The organism is Oceanobacillus timonensis, from assembly GCF_900166635.1.
GTDB lineage: Bacteria > Bacillota > Bacilli > Bacillales > Amphibacillaceae > Oceanobacillus > Oceanobacillus timonensis.
In genome coordinates, this window is the sequence record NZ_LT800497.1 from 2,606,888 (window position 1) to 2,628,410 (window position 21,523).

At 37.8% G+C, this 21,523-nt stretch carries 24 protein-coding genes; 3 read left to right on the plus strand and 21 right to left on the minus strand.

Annotation, left to right across the window (positions count from 1 at the left end; translation table 11 throughout):
• Positions 1-86: 86 nt before the first annotated feature.
• The gene (locus B7E05_RS12715) at positions 87-1,214 is read right to left on the minus strand and encodes an ATP-binding protein (RefSeq protein ID WP_080874554.1); all 1,128 of its coding nucleotides are present in this window, start codon (positions 1,212-1,214) and stop codon (positions 87-89) included.
• Between the two features lie 226 nt (positions 1,215-1,440).
• On the opposite strand from B7E05_RS12715, the gene B7E05_RS12720 reads away from it, so the two are divergent.
• Positions 1,441-1,914, plus strand: coding sequence for a DUF2621 family protein (locus tag B7E05_RS12720; protein WP_080874555.1), 474 nt, complete (start codon positions 1,441-1,443; stop codon positions 1,912-1,914).
• Positions 1,915-2,014: 100 nt separating this feature from the next.
• On the opposite strand, the gene B7E05_RS12725 is transcribed toward B7E05_RS12720, so the two are convergent.
• From B7E05_RS12725 to B7E05_RS12755, 7 genes are all read right to left on the minus strand, one after another.
• Positions 2,015-2,482, minus strand: coding sequence for a CcdC family protein (locus B7E05_RS12725; RefSeq protein ID WP_080874556.1), 468 nt, complete (start codon positions 2,480-2,482; stop codon positions 2,015-2,017).
• A gap of 115 nt (positions 2,483-2,597) precedes the next feature.
• Positions 2,598-3,302 (minus strand): cytochrome c biogenesis CcdA family protein, encoded by a 705-nt coding sequence (locus B7E05_RS12730; protein WP_080874557.1) that lies wholly within the window; start codon positions 3,300-3,302, stop codon positions 2,598-2,600.
• A gap of 559 nt (positions 3,303-3,861) precedes the next feature.
• The gene (locus B7E05_RS12735; protein WP_080874558.1) at positions 3,862-4,083 is read right to left on the minus strand and encodes a YneF family protein; all 222 of its coding nucleotides are present in this window, start codon (positions 4,081-4,083) and stop codon (positions 3,862-3,864) included.
• Positions 4,084-4,130: 47 nt separating this feature from the next.
• The gene (gene sirA, locus B7E05_RS12740) at positions 4,131-4,589 is read right to left on the minus strand and encodes a sporulation inhibitor of replication protein SirA (RefSeq protein ID WP_080874559.1); all 459 of its coding nucleotides are present in this window, start codon (positions 4,587-4,589) and stop codon (positions 4,131-4,133) included.
• Between the two features lie 149 nt (positions 4,590-4,738).
• Positions 4,739-6,739, minus strand: a complete 2,001-nt coding sequence (tkt, locus tag B7E05_RS12745; protein WP_080874560.1) for a transketolase — start codon at positions 6,737-6,739, stop codon at positions 4,739-4,741.
• A gap of 91 nt (positions 6,740-6,830) precedes the next feature.
• Positions 6,831-7,064, minus strand: coding sequence for a DUF896 domain-containing protein (locus B7E05_RS12750; RefSeq protein ID WP_080874561.1), 234 nt, complete (start codon positions 7,062-7,064; stop codon positions 6,831-6,833).
• Positions 7,065-7,266: 202 nt separating this feature from the next.
• Positions 7,267-7,917: a YneB family resolvase-like protein gene (locus B7E05_RS12755; protein ID WP_080874562.1), complete on the minus strand. Its 651-nt coding sequence runs from the start codon at positions 7,915-7,917 to the stop codon at positions 7,267-7,269.
• Between the two features lie 400 nt (positions 7,918-8,317).
• On the opposite strand from B7E05_RS12755, the gene lexA reads away from it, so the two are divergent.
• Positions 8,318-8,938: a transcriptional repressor LexA gene (gene lexA, locus B7E05_RS12760; RefSeq protein WP_080874563.1), complete on the plus strand. Its 621-nt coding sequence runs from the start codon at positions 8,318-8,320 to the stop codon at positions 8,936-8,938.
• 189 nt (positions 8,939-9,127) lie between these two features.
• Positions 9,128-9,388 carry a hypothetical protein gene (locus B7E05_RS12765; protein ID WP_080874564.1) on the plus strand — a complete coding sequence of 87 codons (261 nt, stop codon included), beginning with the start codon at positions 9,128-9,130 and terminating at the stop codon, positions 9,386-9,388.
• Between the two features lie 247 nt (positions 9,389-9,635).
• Here the strand turns inward: B7E05_RS12765 and spo0A are convergent, their stop codons facing one another.
• The 13 genes from spo0A to accB form a co-directional block, all read right to left on the minus strand.
• On the minus strand, positions 9,636-10,418 hold the full coding sequence (spo0A, locus tag B7E05_RS12770; protein WP_080874565.1) for a sporulation transcription factor Spo0A: 783 nt from the start codon (positions 10,416-10,418) through the stop codon (positions 9,636-9,638).
• Between the two features lie 345 nt (positions 10,419-10,763).
• The gene (spoIVB, locus tag B7E05_RS12775) at positions 10,764-11,957 is read right to left on the minus strand and encodes a SpoIVB peptidase (protein WP_080874566.1); all 1,194 of its coding nucleotides are present in this window, start codon (positions 11,955-11,957) and stop codon (positions 10,764-10,766) included.
• A 246-nt stretch (positions 11,958-12,203) separates the two neighbouring features.
• Positions 12,204-13,898, minus strand: coding sequence for a DNA repair protein RecN (gene recN / locus B7E05_RS12780; RefSeq protein WP_080874567.1), 1,695 nt, complete (start codon positions 13,896-13,898; stop codon positions 12,204-12,206).
• Positions 13,899-13,922: 24 nt separating this feature from the next.
• Positions 13,923-14,372: a transcriptional regulator AhrC/ArgR gene (gene ahrC, locus B7E05_RS12785; protein ID WP_080874568.1), complete on the minus strand. Its 450-nt coding sequence runs from the start codon at positions 14,370-14,372 to the stop codon at positions 13,923-13,925.
• 34 nt (positions 14,373-14,406) lie between these two features.
• The gene (locus B7E05_RS12790) at positions 14,407-15,216 is read right to left on the minus strand and encodes a TlyA family RNA methyltransferase (RefSeq protein WP_080874569.1); all 810 of its coding nucleotides are present in this window, start codon (positions 15,214-15,216) and stop codon (positions 14,407-14,409) included.
• Positions 15,217-15,236: 20 nt separating this feature from the next.
• Positions 15,237-16,121: a polyprenyl synthetase family protein gene (locus B7E05_RS12795; protein WP_080874570.1), complete on the minus strand. Its 885-nt coding sequence runs from the start codon at positions 16,119-16,121 to the stop codon at positions 15,237-15,239.
• A 1-nt stretch (position 16,122) separates the two neighbouring features.
• The gene (locus tag B7E05_RS12800) at positions 16,123-16,365 is read right to left on the minus strand and encodes an exodeoxyribonuclease VII small subunit (RefSeq protein ID WP_080874571.1); all 243 of its coding nucleotides are present in this window, start codon (positions 16,363-16,365) and stop codon (positions 16,123-16,125) included.
• Positions 16,346-17,713 (minus strand): exodeoxyribonuclease VII large subunit, encoded by a 1,368-nt coding sequence (xseA, locus tag B7E05_RS12805; protein ID WP_080874572.1) that lies wholly within the window; start codon positions 17,711-17,713, stop codon positions 16,346-16,348. Before xseA ends, B7E05_RS12800 begins: the two co-directional genes overlap by 20 nt.
• Entirely contained in the window at positions 17,710-18,567 is an 858-nt protein-coding gene (gene folD, locus B7E05_RS12810) for a bifunctional methylenetetrahydrofolate dehydrogenase/methenyltetrahydrofolate cyclohydrolase FolD (protein ID WP_080874573.1), read from the minus strand. Before folD ends, xseA begins: the two co-directional genes overlap by 4 nt.
• A gap of 12 nt (positions 18,568-18,579) precedes the next feature.
• Positions 18,580-18,960, minus strand: coding sequence for a transcription antitermination factor NusB (gene nusB / locus B7E05_RS12815; RefSeq protein ID WP_080874574.1), 381 nt, complete (start codon positions 18,958-18,960; stop codon positions 18,580-18,582).
• A 240-nt stretch (positions 18,961-19,200) separates the two neighbouring features.
• Positions 19,201-19,584 carry an Asp23/Gls24 family envelope stress response protein gene (locus B7E05_RS12820; protein ID WP_080874575.1) on the minus strand — a complete coding sequence of 128 codons (384 nt, stop codon included), beginning with the start codon at positions 19,582-19,584 and terminating at the stop codon, positions 19,201-19,203.
• Positions 19,585-19,596: 12 nt separating this feature from the next.
• Positions 19,597-20,970, minus strand: a complete 1,374-nt coding sequence (gene accC / locus B7E05_RS12825) for an acetyl-CoA carboxylase biotin carboxylase subunit (protein ID WP_080874576.1) — start codon at positions 20,968-20,970, stop codon at positions 19,597-19,599.
• A gap of 13 nt (positions 20,971-20,983) precedes the next feature.
• A complete protein-coding gene (accB, locus tag B7E05_RS12830) occupies positions 20,984-21,475 on the minus strand; it encodes an acetyl-CoA carboxylase biotin carboxyl carrier protein (RefSeq protein ID WP_080874577.1) in 492 nt (163 codons plus the stop codon).
• Positions 21,476-21,523: the final 48 nt, after the last annotated feature.

Sequence of the window (21,523 nt, forward strand, 5' to 3'; positions counted from 1 at the left end):
GTAAAAAGTTATGCCAAGGGATAAATTAAACTTATATGATTGCAGAATTATCAATAGAAAAAAAGAATACAAAAATCAGGATATATTTATTCGTCTATACCAGTTTCGTCATCAGCCTTAGGGAATATAATCTCAAATGTACTCCCTTTACGTGCATTATTAAACATGTGGAGATCTGCATCATGGTTCGTAAGAATTTTTTTCGTAATCAACAGCCCCAGTCCAGTACCAGAACTTTTTGTTGTGAAAAATGGCTCTCCTAATCGGTGCAAGGTATCTTCCGGCAATCCGCAGCCTTCATCAATAACAGACAATTTTACTTTATGCTCTATTTCTTCCGCTTCTACAACTATCTTTCCGGATTGCTCCATTGCCTCAATGGCATTTTTCACCAAATTAATCAAAACCTGTTTGATTTGGGAACGATCACAAAGAATAGATGCTTCTGTACTGCTTTGTAACTGAATATGAATATCTTTTTGATTCGCTTGAGATTGTAATAACAATTCCACGTCTTGCATCATTTTTGTTACTTTTTCTTTAGAACGGTTATTTGTAAGCGGTTTGGAAATAAATAATAATTCAGACGTGATTGATTCAATTTTTTCGACTTCTTCAATCATCACATTAAAATACTCCTCTTTATGCTGAGCACCCGCCTGGAGTAATTGCAGAAACCCTTTCAGCGATGTAAGTGGATTGCGAATTTCGTGAGCTAAACTGGCAGCCAGCTGTCCGGCTACATTCATTTTCTCCGAACGAATCATTAAATCATCCAATCTGGTATCCTCTTCTTTTCGTTCCAAATAAAACAGGTATTTCTTTTCTACAGCTATATCTTGAAAAATATTATCTAGCTCACAAGAAAAAGAAAGCTGTTCCCCATCCTTATCCAAAATATCAATTAAGAGTTTTTTATGTTTCATTTCGTCATCTGCTACAACTTGCGAAATAATTTCTGAATCGATTTTTATCGGGGAATCGCTCCACGTTTTTCCGATTACTTCTTTTGGCTCATAGCCAAGTATCCCGTACACAGAATCGCTAATGTATTCAATTTCATTATTTGTATTCATGACCACCACTATTCCTTCTATTTTCTTGCTCAGCCATGAAATAATGGCTGCTGAAAGCGTTGCATCGGGGTGTAAATTATGACGACTTTCAGAACTTTGTAAGTCACTCGGGTTTTCATTTCTATTATTTCTATCCATACCCATGCTCCTTTCAGAAGTTGTTATAAATAATATGTATGATTATGACGAAACAATTATGAATACTTGTGTATATTTCTTATTGTCTTTATAATGTTAAAGTAAGGAAACTTAACAATGGTTAAATTAATGTTACTACAATTTTCTAAAAAAATAAATTGATTAGTTGATAATAAATTAGCAATATTCGTAATTTTTTTATGTAAAATGAAGGGGGAGGTGCGCGATGGTATCACTGATTATTATACTGTGGGGCTGTTTATTAATTGGTTTGATGGCAATCGGTGGATATTTTATGTTTCGAAAGTTTCTAAAAAGACTCCCTAAAGAAGACGGACGATCCATTATGGATTGGGAAGAATATTATTTAGAGCAAACCATACATAAATGGCCGCAAACAGAAAAAGACTTTTTAGAAGAACTGGTTTCCCCTGTCCCTGAACTGTTCAGAGACGTAGCTAGACAAAAAATTGCCAGTAAAATTGGAGAATTATCCATTCAGAAAGATGAGGCGAACATCACACGTTCAACATTGATTGAGGGATACATTCTAGCAACACCAAAAAAAGACCACAAATTTCTCCGCAAAAAATTAAAAGAAAAAAATATCGATGTAACGCCATATGAACCTTTTTTCAAACAGTCCAAAGAGGATTATCAGGAAAATTGGAGAGAAAAATACAAGCAGAAAAATTCATAGGATACAAAGACTATCTGGATAAACATCTATTGACAGAAAGGTTTTTAGCAGCAAAGAATTCCGAGCGTTTGTCTGTAACCAAAAAGCAAAGTGCAGGTCGTTACGCACTTTGCTTTTTGGTTAATTGTACATATTGATAGAGCATCGCTATTCTCCAAGTACCTATCATTCCTAAGGCAAGTAAAAAGAACATGCCAGAGGTCTCGCCTACAGAGATGCTTGTACCAATTATCAGCTTAATGGTAATACGAACGATTAATAAGCCAACTAAAATAACTGGAAACATTTTGGAGGGTTTGACGTAAATATTATCATCAGAATGCTCTAATTTTGATGTTTTTATTAGAAATATAGAAAATATCATTCCTACTACCAAGGCTTCTGCAACCTGAAGCCAGCTTATCCGGAACATAGGAAACAAGAACATCAATGCCCCTGTGCTCATGAAAAAAGGTGGCAAAATAATTTTTTTTACAGATGCCGGTTTTCTGGAGGCACGCATTCGCACAAATATCATCACAATTGCCATGAATGCAAAGACAGCTGTTGTCGCAATTGCTAAATACATAAATAACAACTCTTTTCTTTATACAATGGAAAATACCGATTCATATTATTTTGGCTAATATTTCCCCATACAATAAAATGTTTTTCAATGGAATCCAGTACCATATCAATAATGTTTAAAAACCGGTAAATCCAAATAAATTTGCTAAAAACGCTGTAATTCTCGTCATCCAATCAAAGAATAATGCAACGCCCATGAATACCATAATCCAACCGCCAATTTTCACCATCTTTTTACTATGTTTTCTAAACCACTTTAATTTGCCAATGAAGAAAGCAAGCAGCAAGAAAGGAATAGCAAAACCTAAAATATAGCTAATCATCATGATAAGTCCAAGATTAGGATTCGTTGCAGCTAACGAGAATACAACCATTAAAATCGGTCCGGTACATGGTGTCCAGCCTAAAGAAAACGCCATTCCAATAATAATTGAACCAAAAAAACCAGCGGGACGGTTTTTAAACTGTATTTTACGATCTTTCATCAGAAATTCGAAATTTAAAACGCCTACAATAACCAGACCAAAAAATATAATTAAAATAGCACCAATCTGTCTGATGGTATCTTGATAGGTCATTAAAAATTCGGAAATATAGGTTGTCGTAAATCCAATCATTATAAAAATACTTGAAAAACCGATTAGAAAACATATTGTATGTAATATCGCTTTTCGATCGAGCCGTTTATCATCTTGATTTACTTCATCCATGCTCATCCCGGTAATATACGAAAGAAATACAGGATATAAAGGAAGAACACAAGGCGAAATAAATGAAAGGAATCCAGCTGCAAAAGCCAGAAAAATATTAATCTCTTCCACATGACTCACCCCTTAATCATTTCTATTTTAACAGAGAACTAAAAAAATAAAAGTCAAATTTATGACAATCTATATACATTTTATGAATGAAATTCTCGAAATATTCGCTTCTCCGTTTTCGGTTCTTCGCTAAATTTGATGGTGTAATAACTATATTGTACTTTAAAAAGTACCTTCCTTTCCATAGGAACAGGGTTTGGGCGTTTCTTCCATCTATCTGTTGATAAATATAGGAAGGGTGAGGTGTAAGAAGTAAGACGACCGCTGCGGCGGAGTGGTTGGCCGGAGCGGGAGCTGTACACCATACCCTGTTCAAAAAAATAGCAGGACACTTTAACTCAAAGCAAGGTTTATATGCTTATTTTTAAGTACGTAAGTTGAGTAACTAAATCATACAAGATAACAAAAAAACCACCCTTCTGCTTCATTTTCAACAGAAAAATGGTTTTTGAAAATACTTAACCAATCAATTTTTACTTTAAAGAAAAAATAAATCCGACAGTTTTTTATTATAATCAGAAAAAATCAAGATTGTTGTAAAAAACAGATATATCAAGGGTTATTTCTGATTTTGATTATTCATAGATCGCATCATTTGATTGATTTTCTTTTGTGACGGCTTCTGGCCCATTTGCATCATCAATGTACGAAGCATTTGCTCATTGATCGGCGGATTCTTTTTCAAGTAGTTCATCATATATTTTCTTGCAATAAAAAATCCAAGAGCAACACCAGCAATTAAAGCTGCAATTGCAATTAATACTACCCATATCGTACTCATGTTACTACATTTCCTCCTTCGTGTTGTCTCTAATACAGTATATTAGATTAGAGGAAATTATACAACACTTGACTTTCATCATCCAGAGCTTTTATTGGTTTAGGAGAAATCCACCCATATTGCGGGTTATCCTTACCCTGAACAAAGAAATAAGGATGAATATCTTCTAAAATAGGGAAAAGCAGAGACACCGCCGTAGTCAAATGATGACATTTTAAAATTAATTCTCCATTCTCAAAATACAGGCAAACGGCTTCCTTACCTCTTTTTACGAGAACTCTATTTCCGATTCGTTTTACGTTAATTTCCGGTGAAGAAAACGTCTTTAAATGCATAGCGAACTTATAAAAATGGATTTTTCGTGTTATAAATCGAAATTGCTTTCTTATTATAATTTCATCCTTTTTTTCAGCACATTCCATAAAGAATCGATGTAATAAATCACTTTTATGGAAATAGTTTTTTGCCACATTTTCTTCTATCCAATAAATTGCGTATTCATTCATCACGTATTCCCCCTTTGACTATTATTATAGAGGAATCTATCTTCGGAAGTTGTCAAAATAGCGTGCAAGAAACAACTTCTTTTGTCGAATACAAGAATAAAGAGAGCAATATTATCATTGCTCTCTTTATAGATATAATATATTCTTTTTTATTTTGTTACTTCTTCTACTAATTGAACAACGTTCTCTACGGTGAAACCATATTTTTCAATGATTAAATCGCCATTAGCAGAAGCACCGAAACGATCAATTGTTAGTGTCTTACCTTCCAGGCCGACATAACGATCCCATCCAAATGAGGAAGCCATTTCAATTCCTACTCTGGCAGTTACCTCTTTCGGAAGTACTTTGTTTTTATAAGCTTCATCTTGTGCTTCAAAACGATCCCACGAAGGCATACTTACAACTCGAGCATCAATATTTTTTGCTTTAAGCGCTTCTTGAGCTGCAACCGCCAAGTGAACTTCGGAACCGGTAGCTAGAAGAAGCGTATCCGGTGTTTCTTTTTCAGAATCACTTACAATATAAGCACCTTTTTTAACACCATCATATGCCAGCTCTGCTGTATGAGCCAGTGTTGGAATGTTTTGTCGGGTCAGCACAAGGGCTGTCGGCTGATTAGTTGACTCTAATGCTATTCTCCAGGCAGCTTGTACCTCATTGGCATCTGCTGGGCGAATGAGAGATAAATGTGGCATAGCACGTAAAGCAGCCAATTGTTCAATTGGTTCATGAGTCGGGCCATCTTCACCTACTGCAATCGAATCATGTGTGAACACATAAGTTACCGGTGCATTCATAATAGATGCAAGGCGAATGGAAGGACGTAAATAGTCACTGAATACAAAGAATGTTCCTCCAAAGATATTCAGTCCTCCGTGAAGCGCCATGCCATTTAACGCAGCCCCCATTGCGTGTTCGCGTACACCGAACCAGATATTACGTCCGCTATAATCTTCTTTTGTAAAGTCAGTTTCATCATTGATTGTTGTTTTGTTAGATCCAGCCAGGTCCGCGCTGCCTCCAAAAAAGTTTGGAACAGTTTTTGCAACTGCATTTAATACTTCCCCGGAAGATGCACGTGTAGCCAGCTTAGATCCTTCCTCATAAACTGGTAAATGTTCGTCCCAGTTTTCTGGAAGTTCTCCTTTCAATGCCAGTTCAAAGTTTTTACCTAGCTCAGGATAAGCTTCTTTATAAGCTGCTACAAGTTGATTCCATGCAGCTTCTTTATCTGAACCGTCATCGACGATTTTTTCTTTGAAATCAGCATATACTTCTTCAGGTACATGGAATTCATCATACGTCCAATTATAATTTTCCTTGGTCAGCTTCACTTCATCTGCCCCAAGTGCAGCTCCGTGCGCAGCGCTGGATGCAGATTTATTTGGAGAGCCATAACCAATAACCGTTTTTACTTCAATTAGTGTAGGCTGATCTTTATTTTGCTGTGCTTCTTTAATTGCCTGACGGATAGACGCAAGATCATTACCATCTTCTACCCGTAATACTTGCCAGCCATATGCTTTAAAGCGTTGTTCTGTGTTATCGGAGAAGGAACGATCTAAATCACCGTCTAATGAAATATCGTTGGAATCATATAAAGCAATCAATTTGCCGAGCCCCATGTGTCCTGCCAGAGATGCTGATTCGTGGGAAATCCCTTCCATTAAATCTCCATCGCTTACAATCGCGTAGGTATAATGATCAACTACATTATATCCTTCTTTATTATAAGTTGCGCCAAGATGCGCTTCTGCCATTGCCATTCCAACGGACATCGCAATTCCTTGTCCTAATGGACCAGTTGTAGCTTCAACCCCGTCCGTATGATGCACTTCCGGATGCCCCGGTGTTTTAGAATCCCATTGACGGAAATTTTTCAAATCACCAATAGATACTTTATAGCCGGATAAATGCAGCAAGCTGTAAAGTAACATAGAACCGTGTCCAGCTGATAATACAAAGCGGTCCCGATTGAACCATTTTGAATTCTTAGGATTGTGATCCATAAAATCTGTCCAAAGCGTATAAGCCATTGGCGCTGCCCCCATCGGCAATCCTGGATGACCTGAACTTGCATTTTCAATCGCGTCAATAGCTAACGTGCGAATGGTATTAATCGATAATTGCTCAATTTGTTGTGTCATTATTTTTCTCCTTCCACTGCAAACATATTCTTTTCATATCTCTATTTTATAATGAAATCCAGAACGATACAAGCTAAGTCCATGTGGCTTACTAATGTTTCTTGTTACGTTCCTGATAATCACGAAGTTTTTTTGGCGTCACATCATTGCCTGCAGGGTCAACTACCGTCATCCCTTTTAAATGATTTTTGAAAGATCCCCGTACGTTTGCCAGATACTCTTCCCGAAGTTCTTTCTGTTCTTTTTTTTCTTCTTCTGTTAATCCTTCATTTTTCGATTTATTCGCTAATACATTTATTCTATCTATTTTATCTTTAGACAACATAACTTGTCCCTCCTTCTATAGTTAAGCGTTCAAAATGTTGTCAATACGTTGCAACAGGACAGGGAATCGAAACGGTTTTCGATGGGACGAGTAAGCATAGCAATGTTGTCAGGTTAGTATGACCGCTACAGAAAAACATAGTCCCAGTTCCAATCCTGAATAAAGAGCAGTTATTGTTCTGCTTCTCTATATTACGTCACTGTCAGTCATCATTCAAGGAATTGATATATTCCTGGTAACGCCGATGAATCGTTGCCTTCGACGCATGATAGCCGAGTCCTTCTAAAACCGTTGTAATTTCTTGAAATGTTAATTTATTTTGGCGTAACCGGACAATCTCTTTAATCGGAATTTCGGCACGCTCTCTCCCAGGGGATTGATTGATATGGTTTAAATTTTCTTGAGGGTTATATCCATTGGTTACAGCCCTGCGCATGCCCCGTTTTATTTTCATATTATGTAATTTGCGCTGATGTTCTTCTACTATACCAACAATATCCAACACCATCGAATCCGCCTCATTCAGTTCAAGTTCTCCTTCATGCGTTACTGTATAAATTGGTATCTGCATTTTTCGAAGTTGATGAAATAAAGCAATTTTTGTATTTCCTCTTCCCAGTCTTGTTTCATCCTGAATACAAAGACAATCAGCTTCTTGACGGGAAAAATAATCAAGAAGCTTAAATATACCATCTCTGTCGATATCATAACTGCTGGCTTTTTCCTGTATGCAATCTATGACAGTGAAATTTAATTTTTCAGCAAGGACTGTTAATTCTTCATATTGTCTTTGAAGCGATGTTTCCTGTGTTTTTTTATCCGTACTTACCCGGCAATAAATAATCGTTCTCAATGTCCTATCCTCCAATGGCAAACCGTTCTTGTCCACTTCCCGGGTTGTCCTTTTTTACCATTTATTTTCCTTCATTATAAATTCTATTAATACGTTATAAAATAAGCAAGGAAATAAGTTATCCTGTTCCAAAACCTAAACAGTCGTAACCATCATTACATATAAAAAAAGTAAAGCAATAATAAAAGCTACAATATAAAACGCGTCAGACTTCATTAGTTTTTCAAACATTTTAAAACTCCCCTTCAGTTATTTTATAAATTCACGGAACAGCTGTTCTAAAAATAGTATATAAAGAACAACTGTTCTTGTCAACACTTTTTAGAACGTTTGTTTGTAAAAGATAAAATTACATGCTATACTGTAAATAACAAATACCTATGCCAGAGGGGAGAAAATCATGACAAAACTTTCAAAAAGACAGCAAATGATTTTTAACTTTATTAAAGAAGAAGTAGAACAGAAAGGCTATCCGCCTTCTGTCCGGGAAATTGCAGTAGCTGTCGGTTTAGCTTCAAGCTCTACTGTTCATGGTCATTTAGAAAGATTAGAAAACAAAGGATTTATTCGTAGAGATCCAACCAAGCCCCGCGCAATTGAGGTTATATATGGTAATGAAAATGAAGCACCCAGAGATAAAGCCATTTATGTACCGGTAATTGGTAAAGTTACCGCAGGAATTCCTATTACTGCGATTGAAAATATTGAAGAATTTGTTCCCGTTCCCAGCTCTTCAGCCGGACCGGATGATAACCTGTTTGTACTAATTATTGAAGGAGAAAGTATGATTGAGGCAGGCATTCTGGATAATGATATGGTTATCGTTAAACAGCAAAGTTCTGCTGATAATGGCGATATTGTTGTGGCCATGACCGAGGAAGATGAAGCTACTGTGAAACGATTTTTTAAAGAAAAGAATCGATTCCGGCTGCAGCCTGAAAATCCGACAATGGAGCCTCTCTATTATGAAAATGTAACGATTCTTGGTAAAGTTATCGGCCTATATCGCCATATCCATTAATTGAAAAAGCTCCCAAACTGCTGTTCAAACAAGTGCTATTCCAATGAGGCCTATAGACAGCTATACAAATATTTCACGAATAAGAAGTTAACAGACATCCATTTAAAAGATGTCTGTTAACTTTTTAACATAAATCGCGCGTACGCTTCATATGTTTGTGTAAAAGACAAGCCTAAGGAGTGAATCGCCTTGACGGAAATCATTAAAAAAAGATGGATTTATATTCCGATAATCATCATTAGCTTTGTATTCGGTCTTGTTTATTTAACCAAAGTAGCTGACTATTTGACCCTCCCATTTCTATCAGTACTTTTGCTCATTCTTACTTTTCTGGAAGTCTATCCAGGCAAAAATTATTTTTCCCGGAAAAACATCATCAAAATGCTTGCTGCTCTTCTCATCGTTTCCCTTGCAGCATGGTACCAAATTACAGTTTTTATCCTTGGATAAATAACTTATTTTTCACATCTCCGTTTATTCCCTTCACTTGATTCGAAGCGATGCAGCTTCGTATTTATCTATAACAAAAGACACCTCTCTTTACTGGTAAATGTTACATGCCAATAAAGAAAAATGTCTTTTGATAAAAAGCGATTTATTTATAGCCCTAAAAAGAAGCTTATCGGCTTCTAAGCGCGGGCTTGCAAATACGATATAAGTAATGTAAATCCTATCACACATAGGGTTCAATACCCCACTAACTTACCTTATGTTCCAAACGTAATCTGTCAGCCACCATGGCAATGAATTCTGAGTTCGTCGGTTTTGCTTTGGAAATATTAATGGTGTAGCCGAATAAAGCAGAAATAGAATCAACATTTCCTCTGCTCCAAGCAACCTCAATTGCATGACGAATCGCTCTTTCAACACGAGAAGCAGTTGTACTGAACTTTTTGGCGATATCCGGGTAGAGTACTTTCGTAATGGACCCTAACAGTTCGATATCGTTATAAACCATCGTAATTGCTTCTCTTAAGTACATATATCCTTTAATATGCGCAGGTACGCCGATTTCATGAATAATATTTGTTATATTTGCTTCCAAATCTTGTTTCCTTTTATCATCTGTATTGGTTTTCGTTATATTCGTCACTCTTGGAGCAGTAAGTCCCCGTACCTGAAGGATTTGATCAGCCAGGTTCTGTATGTCAAATGGTTTCAGAATAAAATAAGAAGCCCCTAAATCAACAGCTTTCTTCATTACCTCTTCCTGGCCAAATGCTGTCAGCATAATAACATGCGGTTTTTTAGTTAAGTTCATTTTTTTAATTTCACTTAATACAGCTATACCATCCATATGCGGCATAATAATATCTAACACCAAGACATCTGGTGTCTTTTCCTCAATTAATGTGATACAATCCTTGCCGTTTAATGCTGTTCCAACAACTTCAATTTCATTCTGTTGACCAAAAAAGTCCTCCATTAATTGGATTAACTCACGATTATCATCTACAAAACATACTGATATTTTACTCACTAAAAAATCCTCCCTTTTGCTTTTTATGCACCTATTACTTATTCTACAAATAATAAGAATATCCTCTTAAAAATCAAAATAAATTTGATTTATTTCGATTTTCTTTAGCATTCTCCCTTTTTCTCTGTTTTTCAACATCCTTCGACAAACATTTAAAGCTTTATTGTATCCGTTTTCATTATAACAGATATAGATGTATTTTTTTCAAGAAATTTAAAATTTAACAATTTATGTCCATATTGTCATACAAAAACTTGTGATAACGATCGTTATCACAAGTTTTTGTATGACAGTCTTATTTCTTTGCGTTTGGAAAGAAGGAATAGCCTGCAATAAAGCTTCCTTTTATGCTGCGGATTCATTCTCGTCCGGCTGAATAATATCAGCATCTTCCAGCATCCATTCAATATGAACACCATAACCGGAAGTTGGATCATTTACAAATACATGTGTTACAGCACCAATAATTTTATCATTTTGAATAATTGGGCTCCCGCTCATTCCCTGTACAATTCCGCCTGTTACTTCTAACAAGCGCGGGTCTGTGATTTGAATAACCATTCCTTTTGTAGATGCTGATTTTTGAGGAACACTGCTGATAATTTCAACATCAAATTCTTCAATTTTTTCCCCGTCTACAACTGTTAAAATTTTTGCAGGACCTTCTTTTACTTCATGGGACAATGCAACGGGAAAGGATTCTTCATATTTCTCATGATTGACCCCTTTCTCTAATTTTCCAAATATCCCAAAGTCCGTATTTTTCGTTATATTACCAATTCGTTTTTCCTGTGTTTGAAAAGATGCTTGTTTTTCCCCGGGCAATCCATTATCACCTTTTTCAATGGATGTAACAGATGAATGAATAATCGATCCCTGTTTAATATCAATCGGTTTCTTTGTATCCATATCGGAAATAACATGCCCTAAAGCACCGTATTTCCCTGATTCCGGATCATAAAAAGTCATTGTGCCAATACCTGCTGCCGTATCCCTGATATATAAACCAATTTTATAAGCTTTTTCTTTTTTATCAAAAACAGGCTGTAAGTTGGTTTCCATAAACTTATCTCCACGCTTCAATTTGACTTGCAGCGCTTTGTTTTCTTTACCGCTATGATCAACAATCGGTTTGATATCTGTCATATGGTTTATCTTCTGTCCATTTATTTCAACAATCGTATCACCGACATTTATTTTGGCGGTTTCCCCTGGAGATTTTGCTCCTTCTGATACTTTCACTTGATGATGTCCGACCACCAGTACACCCTTTGTCTCTAATTGTACGCCGATGGATTGTCCCCCTGGTACGATTCTGACATCTTCCAGGTCTTGGTACTGTTTATCATTATCCTCCTTATTTGTACGTTCTCCTTTATTGAAAAAGGGAAGGATGGGATGGTCTTGAAATACTTCTTTATATCCTTGCATGGAAGTTTCTGCGTGGATAACGGAAGGGGAAATAAAAAATAACATAAAAACAAGTGATAAAAGCGGGCTAATGAGATATATCCACTTGTTCTTGCTTGGTCTCTGCATGAATCGTCTCCTCCTCTTACAAAAAATATGATCTTTCTGTACCTATACTTTTTGCAGTTGGAGGGCAGTTTAAACTGGAACAACCTATGTGATATGTGTATCTTTTCCTCTAAAAAAATGGATAAACGAATGTATAGTGTGTTATTCCTCGGATGCAAACGGACACGCTGTTGACGGAATTTGTAAGTATAGGAAAAAGAAAAAACCGGTACTTTTATTGTCCGGCTTTTCCAGGTTTTTATCCCTTTAATTTGATTTTTTAAAACGGTCCGCTAATGCTACCATTTCCTTCGCATGTTCTTTCGCAGTGTCAGTTAATTTTGTTCCTGTAACCATTCGGCTTAACTCTTCAATTAGTTCTTTATCATTTAATTCGACGACGGAAGTAAAAGTGCGGTTTTCTTTTTCTTTTTTCTGGATAAATTTATGCGTATCTGCCATTGCAGCAACTTGAGGAAGGTGGGTAATACATAGAACTTGTGATTCTAACGAAACTTCATGGATTTTTTCAGCAATCGCCTGGGCGACTCTTCCACTGACACCTGTATCCACTTCATCAAAAATAACACTCGTAATGCCTTGATGCTTTGAAAAGATTTTCTTTAAGGCAAGCATAATTCTTGATAACTCGCCACCTGAAGCGATTTTTGTAAGATCCTTTAAAGGTTCGCCAACATTAGTGGAAATACGAAATAATATTTTATCATAGCCGTTTGATTTCAGCTTTCGTTGTGCAGAGTCCTCAAAATCAATGGAAAAGGTCGTTTTTTCCAAATAAAGATCCTTCAATTCCCGGTGAATATCTTTTGTTAATTCTTCAGCAGCCTGCTTTCGTAAATAATGAAGCTGATCTGCCTCCAATAAAGCATCTTTTTCCAGCTCATCAATTTCAGTGACCAGTGTATTTAAATGCGATTCCCTGTTTGTAATCTGTTCGATTTCTTCTTCCACTCGACCTAAATAGTCTGTCATTTCTTCCACTGTTGAACCATATTTCCGTTTTAATCTGTTTAATTCATCGATTCGTTGCTCAATCTCATTCAGACGTTCCGGATTATATTGCAGTTGGTCAAGATAATTACGGATGTCATATGTGCTTTCTTCCAGCATATAATAATGATTGGAGATGTTATCTAATATTTCGGCAATAAAAGGATCCAAATCAGAGGCATCCTGCAAGGAACGCTGCGCCTGGCTGATTAAATCCAATCCGCGTTGTTCGCCATACAAAGCAAAATAAGCGTCAGAAAGCGATTGGTGTATTTTTTCATAATTTGCCAACTGATTGCGTTCTTCTTCTAAATCTGTATCTTCATTGGGTACAAGCTGTGCTTCTGTTAATTCCTGCTGTTGAAATTGAAGCAAATCAAGACGTTGCGCCATCTCTTGTTCATTATCATTCAAACTGCGGTACTTTTTCTTCCATTTTTCCAGTTGTTCATAAATATTCTGGTAATCCTTTTTAGCTTCTTTCATCTCATCTCCGAGATAAAGATCTAAAAAGTCAATATGCTGCTCATTATCCATTAATGATTGCGTCTCATGCTGACTATGGATATCAATCAATGTCTTTCCAAATTCACGGAGAATAGCCAGTGTCACTAATTTACTATTCACACGACAGATGCTTTTTCCGGATGAGGTTATCGTCCGTTGGAGCACAATTTGCTCATCGCTGATTTCAATCCCGTATGCTTTTCCGACTTGGTAAATAGGGTGTTTTTCGTGATCGATGAAAAACAATCCTTCAATCTCTGCTTTATTTGATTCATGTCGAACAAAGTCAACCGAACCTCTTGCACCAGCCAATAATTGGATAGCATCAATGATAATGGATTTCCCTGCGCCTGTTTCACCGGTTAACACCGTCAGTCCTTCTTGTAAGTTCAGGGATAGTTCCTCAATAATCGCAAAGTTTTTTATAGATAATTCCGTTAACATGCTGCTCACCCCGACTAAATATTTTTAAAGCATTCCAATTAATCGATTTTTAATATCCTCCGCATGTTCCGGTGTCCTGCATATAATTAAACACGTATCATCACCGCAGATGGTTCCCATAATCTCTTCCCAATCTAAATTATCAATTAAGACACCCACTGCGTGCGCATTACCGGGGAGTGTTTTTAAAATAATAAAATGACTGGCATTTTCAATTTTGACAAACGTATCTACAATCAACCGCTGCAGTTTCTGTAATGGATTAAACCGCTGATCTGCAGGTAAGCTGTACTTATACTCCCCGGTACTTGTCGGTACTTTTACCAATTGCAATTCTTTAATATCCCGGGAAACGGTTGCTTGGGTTACGTTATAGCCAAGATTTTTCAATGAATCAACCAGCTCATCCTGTGTTTCAATGATATTTTCGGTAATTAATTCACGAATTTTTATATGACGCTGTATTTTACTCATTTACAAACCCTCCTTTATTATGACGCTGCTAAAATTATTGGATTAATGCCTGCTGCGCTTCCTCCACAACCTTTTCTAAAACAACTTCTTTAGACGTTCCTTTATTTTTCCATTTAAAATGCGCCAAAAATTCAATGTTCCCTTCTGTTCCTTTGATGGGTGAATATGTGATATCCATTAAGGTAAAAGAAGCTTCCTGAGCGTAATGGATTACTTTCTCCAAAACCTCCAGGTGAATTGCCGGATCTCTTACAATTCCTTTTTCACCAACCTGCTCTCGAAGTGCTTCAAATTGAGGTTTTATTAATGCAATCACATCATTTTTTTCATGAAGCAATGTCGCAAGCACAGGAAAAATATGCTTTAAAGAAATAAAAGACACATCGATAGAAGCTACCTCAGGACAGCCGGAATATAACATATCCGGGGTAACATGCCTGAAATTTGTTCTCTCCATACTGATAACGCTGGGGTCATTACGGAGCTTCCAATCCAATTGATTATAGCCGACATCAATCGCATAACATTTTTTAGCGCCATTTTTTAAAGCACAGTCTGTAAAGCCTCCTGTTGATGAGCCGATATCCATAAAGATCTTATCTGTTACATCTACCGAAAAAGATTGAAGTGCTTTTTCAAGCTTATAACCGCCTCTGCCTACGTATTTTAAAGTCTTGTCTTTGATTCGGAGTGGTTTTTCGACAGCAATAAGACTTCCGGGTTTATCCATGCGCTCCTCCCCGGAATACACCAATCCTGCCATACAAGCCCGTTTTGCACTTTCCATGTCTTCTGCCAATTCTCGTTCCACCAACAATTCAGCAATTTTTTTCTTTTTTTTCATAAACCTGTTCCTTTACCTGTTTAATGGTCTCTTTCACTAAAGTAATCCGTTAACGCTCTTAAAAGAGAATCCTCTGCGTCCGCTAATTTTAAGCTTTCATATGCTTTTTTTACATATTTTTCTTTTTGAGCCATTGCACCATCAAGTCCTAACAATTTTGGATAAGTACTTTTTTCATTCAGCTCATCGCTTCCGACAGGCTTACCTAACTTTTCTTCTTCTCCGGAAACATCAAGAATATCATCCTGCACTTGAAAAATAAGCCCTAAATAGTGTGCATATTTCTCTAAATAATGTAGTTGATCCGCTGTCGCATCCGCTAAATATGCTCCTGCATAAATCGCAAACCGGATGAGTTCTCCTGTTTTTAATGTATGAATTTCTTCCATTTTCTCTAAAGAGACAGACTGTTTTTCAGCTTCCATATCAAGTATTTGTCCGCCGACCATCCCTTTAGGACCACTGCAGGCTGTTAACGTTTTGGTAAGGGTTACTTTCTGATCTGAGCTGAGCAATGGATCGCTTAAAATCAGCTCAAAACTGTATGTTAACAATGCATCACCGGCAAGAATCGCTGTCGCTTCATCAAACTTTTTATGATTCGTTAACATACCACGGCGGTAATCATCGTCATCCATCGCCGGCAAATCGTCATGAATGAGTGAGTAGGTATGTACCATTTCAAGAGCAATAGCGGATGACATTGCTTTTTGTACATCCTCCCCGTATGCTTCGTAGCTTGCAAATAATAAAATCGGACGTAATCTTTTTCCGCCTGCATCTAAAGAATACAGCATTGATGATTTCAGATTATCCGGTATTTCAAGTTTATCAAAGCAGCTTGCATATGCTTTTTCCAATTCTTCCCGATAATATGTTAAATAGGCTTGCAATCGTTCATGCATCTTACTTGTCCTCCTCTACATCAAACGGTTCCAGTTCACCCTGCTCATTTAAAATTGTAACCATCTTTTCCTGTACATTGGTTAATTTTTCATTGCAAAGCTTGGAAAGTTTCATTCCATCATGATAATACTCAATAGCCTGCTCCAGAGGGACATCGCCTTCTTCCAATTTTTTTACGATGACTTCCAATTTTTCCATTGCCTGCTCAAATGTTAATTGATCTTCATTCTTCTCTTCCGCCACTTTGTTCTGCCTCCTTTATCTTCTGTACTTTTGTCTGTACATATCCATCTTGTAACTGTACATCCATCGGATCTCCCTCGCTCACATCATTCACTGATTTGATCACTTTGCCATCCTGATTGTAGCTGATACCGTATCCACGAGCCATGATAGCGAGCGGATTAACCAATGTTAGTTTATTGATAGAAGCTTGCAAATCACTTTCCGATTTGGTGAGCACTTGTTTCATGGATTTATTCAGGTTTGACAGCAGTGTCTTACTTTTTTCAGATGCAATTTTGATTTCCTGCTCTGGATGCTGTGTATCCAGTCTCTGTTTGAGATGCGTATACGAAATGCGTTTCTGTTCAATCCTTACCTTCAACGATTTATTTAACGTATCCAGCATATTATCCAACTCTTGTTCTTTTTGAGCAAGTAACTGTTTCGGATATTTAAATGCATAAGTTTGGCTTAAAGCTTCCAGGCGGTTTTGATGCATTTGCATATCTGAACGCATATATTGAGTGAGCCGCTGCTTCAAGTACGACACTTTATCCAGCTGCTCTTTTTGTGAAGGAACAGCTAATTCAGCTGCTCCCGTCGGTGTTGGCGCCCGTAAATCAGCTACAAAATCAGCAATCGTTGTATCCGTTTCATGTCCCACCGCAGAAATCACGGGGATATGAGAAGCATCAATCGCTCTTGCCACTGCCTCTTCATTAAAGCTCCATAATTCTTCAATCGAACCTCCGCCGCGTCCGACAATTAATACATCATATTCATTCGGAAATGCATTTGCATACTGTATTTTTTTTACAATTGAATTGACAGCCTGCGGTCCCTGTACAGATACGGGCAAGACCGTAATCTTCACAGAAGGCGACCTTCTTTCAATCGTTGTCACAATATCACGTACAGCTGCTCCTGTCGGTGATGTAATAACACCGACATGATTAGGATAAACAGGAATTTCTTTTTTCTGGTCAGGAAGAAATAAGCCTTCTGCTTGCAATTTTTCTTTTAATTGCTCAAAAGCTTGGTATAGTGCGCCAATACCGTCTGGTTCCATTTCACGAATATAGAGCTGATACTGTCCATTAGCTTCATACACACTTACTTCTCCTCGAATAAGTACACTCATACCGTTTTCCGGCCGAAAGACAAGCTTGCTGTTATTGGAAGAAAACATCACTGCCTGAATACGGGCGTTGTCATCTTTGATGGTCATATACATATGTCCGCGGCTGTGATGTTTAAAATTAGATATTTCCCCACGCAGCCAAACCTGGCGCAAGTGGGGGTCTGTATCTATCTTACGCTTGACATACCTTGTCAGTGCAGTAACTGTTAAATAATTGTCTTTCACTTTTCAGCCAATCCTTTTGCGGCTTCAATGGTATTTTTTAAAAGCATTGTAATCGTCATCGGACCGACTCCGCGGGGAACAGGTGTAATATAAGCAGCTTTTTCTTTCGCGCTTTCAAATTCTACGTCACCAGTCAGCTTCCCGTTTTCCATACGGTTAATACCAACATCGATTACGGTCGCTCCTTCTTTCACATAGCTTCCATCAACAGCATGCTGTCTGCCCATTGCAACCACTAAAATATCTGCTTCCGACGCTATTTCACGGAGATTCTTTGTACGGGAATGACAGTATGTAACCGTCGCATTTCTTTCCAACAGCAATAACCCCATCGGTTTTCCGACAATATTGCTGCGGCCGATAATCACTGCATGCTTCCCTTCCATATCAATATGCTTCGATTCCAGCATCGTCAAAATACCAAAAGGGGTGCACGGTAAAAAGGTTTCTTCTCCATTCACAAGTTTTCCGATGTTAACCGGGTGGAAACCGTCCACGTCTTTTAACGGGGAAATGGCGTGAATCACTTGCTGTTCATCGATATGGTCAGGTAAAGGTAATTGAACAAGAATACCATGTACATTTTTATTATTATTTTGCTCTTCAATAATCTGTAACAGCTCTTGCTCCGATACGGATTCAGGAAGTTCAATCAGGTCCGATGAAATACCAGTATAATCACAAGCTTTTTCTTTTCCTCTCACATACGATTTGGAAGCAGGGTCATCTCCTACTAAAATAACGGTTAAATGCGGATGGATTTGCTGCTGTTGTTTTAATGTTGCTACTTCTTGTTTCATTTCTTCTTTTAATTGATCGGAAAGTTCTCTTCCATTTAATAATTCTGCAGTCACGCTAATACCCCCTTAAGAAATAACCTTGGATAATACACCATTAATAAATTTACCGGATTGTTCATCTCCAAATGTATGTGCCAACTCAATTGCTTCGTTGATAGACACACCGCTGGGAATGTCATCCATGTATAATAATTCATAAACTGCAAGTCTTAAAACCGTGCGTTCTACCGCTGCAATTCGGTCAATCGACCATTTCTCAAGATTCTCTGCTATTTTGGAATCAATCGTTTCTTTATAAGTAATGACACCATCAATCAGCATGGACAGAAAAACATCTTTTCGTTCTTCTTCCTTCAGTGATTCCATCGCCAAGCTGATTTCCTCTTCATTCATATCTAATTGAAAAAGCGTCTGAAATGCTTTTTCTCTGGCCTTATGTCGATTCATTACACGTCTCCTTCTACATTCTTTCATTTACTGTTAAAATCATAACACGTTTCCCTTATTTTTGGCTAGGATACAGTATACCCGCTTATCGCAAAAATGAAAACAAGTACATTCTTGTTCTCACTGTGCAAATAGAAAAACACAAGCTGTTTACGCCTGTGTTTTTCTTTATTCAAACTGTATATTCATACATTTTGCTTTATTTCATTGTTTGAGGCATGAGTATGCTACTTAAAATATCTATACAATTTCCTGATTATCCATTTGAATACCTGCTACATGCACATTTACTTCCTCAACTTGAATAGAGGTCATCGTCTGGATATTTTGCTTAATATTTGTCTGCAGCTTGGAAGCAAGCTCCGGTATAGATTTTCCAAACTGAAGGATAACATAAATATCAATAATAGCACCATTATTTGTCAGTTCCACACGAACACCTTTGCCATGTGACTTTCTGCCGAATTTTTCAGCAACACCAGTTGCAAAGTTGCCGTGCATTGACGTAACACCTTTTACTTCCGTTGCAGCAAATCCCGCAATAACCTCAAGGACTTCCGGTACAATCTGTACACTTCCTAAACTTTCATCCTCAAGAATCTCTACTAATAGTTGATCACTCATTGCCTTCACTCCTTATTTGCTATCCTCATCTTCCTTTTCTTCGATGATTGGATATTCGGTTAAGAAATTTGTGTTGAAGTCTCCCTCTTTAAACACAGGATGGCTCATGATTTGATACTGAAATGGAATGGTCGTACGAACCCCTTCCACAACAAACTCTTCTAACGCACGTTTCATCCGCTCTACTGCCTCACTTCTCGTTTCAGCATAAACAATAAGCTTGGCAATCATGGAATCATAATATGGTGGTATCCGATACCCGCTATAGGCTCCGGAATCCACCCGGACGCCCAGTCCACCAGAAGGCAGATACATTTTAATTTCCCCTGCGGAAGGCATAAAGTCTTTGTACGGATCTTCTGCATTAATACGGCATTCAATGGCATGCCCTTCAAACGTAACTTCCTCTTGAGAAAATGCAAGTTCTTGCCCATCCGCAATCCGAATTTGTTCTTTAATGAGATCCACCCCGGTAACCATTTCTGTGACCGGATGTTCTACTTGGATGCGTGTATTCATTTCCATAAAGTAAAATGCTTCCGATTTCCTGTCAAAAATATACTCAATGGTTCCTGCTCCGACGTAATCTACTGCTTGTGCCGCTTTTACAGAAGCATCTCCCATGCGCTCCCGCAATGTTGCATTAATAGCAGGTGACGGTGACTCTTCTACCAGTTTTTGCAAACGGCGCTGAATCGAGCAATCCCGTTCTCCAAGATGCACGGTATTCCCGTGTGTATCAGCCAATATTTGAATCTCCACATGTCTGAAATCTTCAATATACTTTTCCAGATAGACACCCGGATTACCAAAGGATGTCTCCGCTTCTTTTTGTGTCAGTTCCATTCCTTTGATCAGTTCTTCTTCCGAATGAGCAACACGGATTCCTTTACCGCCGCCCCCGGCAGTTGCTTTAATGATAACAGGGTAGCCTATTTCAAGCGCAATTTCTTTTGCATGTTCCACCCCATCGACAATGCCTTCTGAACCAGGAACAACCGGGACATCTGCAGCTTTCATTGTTTCTTTGGCTACGTCCTTAATTCCCATTTTTTGAATGGCTTCCGGCGTTGGCCCCACGAAAGTTACATTGCACGCTCTGCAAATCTCTGCAAAGTCAGCATTCTCTGCTAAGAATCCGTATCCTGGATGTATCGCATCTGCCTCCGTAGAAAGAGCAACACTCATGATATTTGTTATATTTAAATAGCTGTCTTTGCTTAATTTCGGACCGACACAATATGCTTCATCTGCTAACTCCACATGTAAAGATTCTTCATCCGCTTCCGAATATATCGCAACCGTCTCGATGCCCATTTCTTTACAAGCGCGGATAATTCGGACAGCTATTTCTCCACGATTGGCAATTAATAGCTTTTTAATCACTTATTCCATCCCCTTACTTCTTCTTTACTCTAAATAATGGCTGCCCATACTCTACAAGCTCACCATTTTCAACTAAAACTTCCACAATCTCTCCGTTGGTTTCCGCTTCAATTTCATTAAATAATTTCATCGCTTCCACAATACATACCACGGTGCTTGTATCTACAGTGCTTCCTTTTGTCACAAACGGATCGCCATCCGGGGAAGAAGAAGCATAAAATGTTCCGACCATCGGGGAAACAATTTCATAATCAAAATCCGCCTGAGCTTGCGATGCTTCTTCTGCTTTTGCCTCAGGTTGAGCGCTTTTTGCAGGGTCTACTTCTTGAATTGCTTGATTTTGAGGCTCCACTGCAGCTTGAGGCTGTGTTTGAACGGTAGTCGTAACTGAGCCGGTATTTTTCTTCATTGCTATCACTGCACCATTAGCCTCATAGGAAAATTCGGTTAATGATGATTTATCGACCATTTCAATAATTTCTCTAATTTCATCTACTTGTAACATGTTGGCACTCCTCATTTCAATTAAAATCTTATTCCTGTTGCAAAAGGG